This window comes from Sphingomonas sp., from assembly GCF_035555815.1.
GTDB lineage: Bacteria > Pseudomonadota > Alphaproteobacteria > Sphingomonadales > Sphingomonadaceae > Sphingomonas.
In genome coordinates this window covers 1-3,115 of record NZ_DATMGG010000125.1, presented here as the reverse complement: position 1 = coordinate 3,115, position 3,115 = coordinate 1, and the positions used below count along the sequence as shown (strand labels likewise).

The window sequence follows — 3,115 nt, the reverse complement described above, 5'->3', positions numbered from 1 at the left end:
CCATCTTGGCGAAGCTCTTGTCGCGCAGCACGCCGGCGTTGTTGATCAGGATGTGGACGCTGCCCCAGGCTTCCTTGGCCTTGGCGACCATCTCGACCATCTGGTCATATTCGGTGACGCTGCCGCCGTTCGATATCGCCTCGCCGCCGGCCGCCTTGATCTCCTCGACCACCTTGAGCGCGGCGTCGGAATGGCCGGTGCCGTCGCGGGCGCCGCCCAGGTCGTTGACCACCACGCGCGCGCCGCGTCGCGCCAGATCGAGCGCATAGGCGCGCCCCAGCCCGCCACCGGCGCCGGTGACGATCGCGACCTTGCCGTCAAAGCGAATGGACATGAAGAAAGCCTCCCCGAATGGATGTTCGGGGAGGCTTTAGGCCGCGTTCACGCGCAGGGAAAGCGCGCTATTTCGGACTGACCCGCTGCTTGCACTGGTCGGTCTGGCCCTTTTTGCAGATCGGATATTCGGCCAGCGGCGCGGGCGCGGGATAGGCCTGATCCGGCGGGGGCGCCTGTTGGAATACCGGCGTGACGCCCGGTTGCGGCGTGCCCTGCAACGGGGGCGTGCTGGGCTGATAGCCACCGATCGGCGTCGCGGGCGATGGCGGCGCGGCCTGATCCTGCGCCATGGCCGGCGCGGCGATGACGAGCGCGCTCGCCAACAGCATGAGCTTCATGCGTCTCTCCTCGAAACGGCGCACAGTAAACGTGCGTCGGGGGCCTAACGCAGATCGGCCCAAGTCGTTGCGAATCCGATTCGCTTGCTAGCGATCAACCGCCCGAATCGAGCGCGTAGCCGGCGGAGCGGACGGTGCGGATGATGTCGGGGCGGCCGCCGATGTTGATCGCCTTGCGCAGCCGGCGGATGTGGACGTCGACGGTGCGGCTCTCGATGTCGCTGTCGTGGCCCCACACCGCGTCGAGCAGCCGTTCGCGCGAGAACACCCAGCCGGGATGCTCGAGGAAATGCTTGAGCAGGCGGAACTCGGTCGGGCCGAGCGGGACGACGTCGCCGCCGCGGCGCACCTTGTGGCCGACGGTGTCCATCTCGATGTCCGAATAGCTGAGCGCCTCACCCGCCAGGCCGGGGCGCACGCGGCGCAGCACCGCGTTGACCCGCGCCACCAGTTCGCGCGGGGAAAAGGGCTTGGTGACGTAATCGTCGGCGCCGGTCTCCAGCCCGCGCACGCGATCCTCCTCCTCGCCGCGCGCGGTCAGCATGATGATCGGCACGTTGGCGGTCTCGGTCGAGCGGCGCAGGCGGCGGCATACCTCGATCCCCGACAGCCCCTCCACCATCCAGTCGAGCAGGACGATGTCGGGCGTCGCCTCCTTGGCGAGCAGCAGCGCCTCCTCGCCGTCCGGGGTCTGGCGGACATCGAAATCCTCACGCCGGAAATGCCAGGTGACCAGTTCGGCGAGCGCCGGATCGTCCTCGACCAGCAACATGCGGGCTCGGTTCATGAATGTACCTCTTCGGCTGGGGCGGCATCGGAATCGCCCGCGTCGCGATCGGCGAGATAACGGCCGGTGGCGGCGAAATAGACCATTTCGGCGATGTTGGTGGCGTGATCGCCGATCCGTTCCAGGTTCTTGGCGACGAACAGCAGATGCGCGACCTGGCTGACCGTGCGCGGGTTCTCGACCATGTAGGTGACGAGCACGCGAAAGATCGAATTGTAGAAATCGTCGACCGCGCGGTCGCGTTCGCGCACCTTCACCGCCGCCGCCGCATCGCGCGCGGAAAAGGCGTTGAGCACGTCGTGGACCATGTCGGTCGCCAGCGTCCCCATCGCCGGCAACAGCGACAGCGGCTCGATCCGCCCGCCGCCGCTTTGCGCATCGCCGTGGATCATCGGCACGCGCTTGGCGATGTTCTTGGCATAATCGGCGATGCGTTCGATCACCGTGGCGATCTTCAGCGCGGCGACCACGTCACGAAGATCGTCGGCCATCGGCGCGCGCAGCGCGATCAGCCGGACGGCGTGGCGCTCGATCTCGGTCTCCAGCGCGTCGATCGCCTTGTCGCCGGCGCGGACCTGTTCGGCCAGCGCGGTGTCGTTGCGCTGAAGCGCGAGCATCGCGTCGGCGATGGCGTGCTCGGCCAGCCCGCCCATCTGGCTGATCAGCCCGCGCAGCTCGCCGATGTCCTGGTCGAACGCCTTGACGGTATGTTCCTGCTGGGTCGGCACAATTCTCTCCTCAGCCGTAGCGGCCGGTGATGTAGTCCTTGGTCCGCGGCTGGCGCGGGTTTGTGAACAGTTCGCTGGTCTCCCCATACTCGACCAGCTGGCCGAGGTGGAAGAACGCGGTCCGCTGCGACACGCGCGCCGCCTGCTGCATGTTGTGGGTGACGATGACGATCGCGTAGTTGCCGCGCAGATCGTGGATCAGCTCCTCGATCCGCGCGGTGGCGATCGGATCGAGCGCCGAGCACGGCTCGTCCATCAGGATCACTTCGGGATCGACCGCGATCGCGCGGGCGATGCACAGCCGCTGCTGCTGGCCGCCCGACAGCGCGGTGCCGCTGTCGGCGAGCCGGTCCTTGACCTCGTCCCACAGACCGGCGCGGCGCAGCGACCGCTCGACGACCACGTCGAGATCGGCGCGCGATCCCGCCAGCCCGTGGATGCGCGGGCCATAGGCGACATTCTCGAAGATCGTCTTGGGAAACGGATTGGGTTTCTGGAACACCATGCCGACGCGCGCGCGCAGCTGGACCACGTCCATCGACGGCGCATAGATATCCTCGCCGTCGAGGGTGATGTCGCCGGTCACCCGTGCGGCGGCGATGGTGTCGTTCATGCGGTTGAACGTGCGCAGGAAGGTCGACTTGCCGCAGCCCGACGGGCCGATGAAGGCGGTCACCTCATCCATGCTGACGTCGATCGACACGTCGTTGACCGCCTGTTTGGCGCCATAGAAGACGCTGACGTTGCGCGCGGCCATCTTCGGAGGGGTTTCGGTGGTCACCAGCGGGTCTCGAACTTGTTGCGGAGGTAGATGGCGAGGCCGTTCATCGCCAGCAGGAACACCAGCAGCACGACGATCGCGGCGCTGGTCTTTTCGACGAAGCCGCGGCTGACCTCGTCCGACCACAGGAAGATCTGCACCGGCA

General features: G+C 67.2%; 5 protein-coding genes and 1 pseudogene. All 6 read right to left on the bottom strand.

The genetic code is table 11. The annotated features are described in order from the left end of the window. On the bottom strand, positions 1 to 334 hold a 334-nt coding region (locus tag VNR91_RS06935), incomplete at its 3' end, for an SDR family NAD(P)-dependent oxidoreductase (protein WP_325490040.1). A gap of 67 nt (positions 335 to 401) precedes the next feature. Continuing rightward, entirely contained in the window at positions 402 to 674 is a 273-nt protein-coding gene (locus VNR91_RS06930) for a hypothetical protein (RefSeq protein WP_325490039.1), read from the bottom strand. Between the two features lie 94 nt (positions 675 to 768). Next, the gene (gene phoB / locus VNR91_RS06925) at positions 769 to 1,461 is read right to left on the bottom strand and encodes a phosphate regulon transcriptional regulator PhoB (RefSeq protein WP_325490038.1); all 693 of its coding nucleotides are present in this window, start codon (positions 1,459 to 1,461) and stop codon (positions 769 to 771) included. Continuing rightward, complete coding sequence (gene phoU, locus VNR91_RS06920) at positions 1,458 to 2,189, bottom strand: phosphate signaling complex protein PhoU (RefSeq protein WP_325490037.1); 732 nt, start codon at positions 2,187 to 2,189, stop codon at positions 1,458 to 1,460. Before phoU ends, phoB begins: the two co-directional genes overlap by 4 nt. Positions 2,190 to 2,199: 10 nt before the next feature. Further along, entirely contained in the window at positions 2,200 to 2,946 is a 747-nt protein-coding gene (gene pstB, locus VNR91_RS06915) for a phosphate ABC transporter ATP-binding protein PstB (RefSeq protein ID WP_325490041.1), read from the bottom strand. Positions 2,947 to 2,966: 20 nt separating this feature from the next. Then, positions 2,967 to 3,115: pseudogene (locus VNR91_RS06910) on the bottom strand (phosphate ABC transporter, permease protein PstA); the annotation flags it as partial.

Coding starts and splice junctions, on each gene's coding strand:
- VNR91_RS06930 (WP_325490039.1), bottom strand. CDS start 674: ATGAAGCTCATGCTGTTGGCGAGCGCGCTCGTCATCGCCGCGCCGGCC.
- phoB (WP_325490038.1), bottom strand. CDS start 1,461: ATGAACCGAGCCCGCATGTTGCTGGTCGAGGACGATCCGGCGCTCGCC.
- pstB (WP_325490041.1), bottom strand. CDS start 2,946: ATGGCCGCGCGCAACGTCAGCGTCTTCTATGGCGCCAAACAGGCGGTC.